The following is a 1,089-nucleotide window of genomic DNA, read 5'->3' on the forward strand; positions in this document are numbered from 1 at the left end:
GCAATTTTTAAAAATTCATCCTCTTCTAAAATTTTTGTTAAAGCTCTATTTTGAAAATAATAACCATACCTAGATTGTTTACTGGTTTCACAAGCTACGCCATCGAGCCAAAAACAATATTTAAAATAAATATCTGGCTCATTAGGTTTTATGACATTATCAAAATACTTTTTAAATTCTGATTCAACTTGCATTAATAATAATTGTTGAGCTTGTTTTTCACTAACGCCACCTTTACTTAATGCACGCATAACAGATGTATCAACGCCTACACAGGAATCTTTATCAATCGTACATAAAGCATCTTTATAAACTTTTAAATACTCGTTGCTTACATCATTGTATTCATATCCAGCAGATTCAAGAGACGGATTAACGGCCTGATAGGCATCATAAGCATATGAAGCAGCACCAACATAAGGAGCAGCTTTTAAAGCAAGTTTTGCGCCTGCTTTTACCAGGCCAAATGCGCCTGAAAGGACGGCTTTTCGGGATACTCTAGCTTCTAACGTTACGGGGACAGTTGAGGCAGAGCGGAGACCGGTGGAGGCTTCACGGACGTGAAGTGATTTATCAAATCTTGAAACATATTCATGATGAAACTTAGGTCCATTATTATCAAGATACATCCAAGGGCGTATCCCATTCTGATTAAATCCGCCAGCCGGTACACGCATACGACCATTTTTTTCAACGTGTATGTCGACATCAGCGAACGAAAAATTAAACCCTAAAAGTATAACGACCGTAATAAAAAGCCGTTGTAATATCTTCATCATAATGTTCAGACCACTCAAACCCATCTTTTTTGAAATTCACTTTCAGAATTGAACAATCTTCAAAAAATACAATTACTTCATCTAAGTAACTTCTGTTCAAATAATATTGCATTGCGTTTTTTGCAATCTCAATAAAATTATGGAACGGATACAAATTTTTCAAATTGAATAATTCAGTCATAAACACATGACACAATTTTTCATTTGAATAATTAGGATTCGTATCTTTTTTAAATCTCAATTCTTCTTCTGAAATATAAAACATAATCTAACTTTCGTAATGGTTGCTGAAAGTTAGATTATATCGCTT

At 34.0% G+C, this 1,089-nt stretch carries 1 protein-coding gene; it reads right to left on the reverse strand.

What is annotated here, in order from left to right; translation table 11 throughout:
* A partial coding sequence (locus HMPREF3047_RS06690) for an IgG-binding virulence factor TspB family protein (RefSeq protein ID WP_283127040.1) occupies positions 1 to 779 on the reverse strand: 779 nt, incomplete at its 3' end.
* Positions 780 to 1,089: the final 310 nt, after the last annotated feature.

The sequence above is a fragment of the Neisseria sp. HMSC075C10 genome (genome assembly GCF_001815615.1).
Taxonomy (GTDB): Bacteria; Pseudomonadota; Gammaproteobacteria; order Burkholderiales; family Neisseriaceae; genus Neisseria; species Neisseria subflava_A.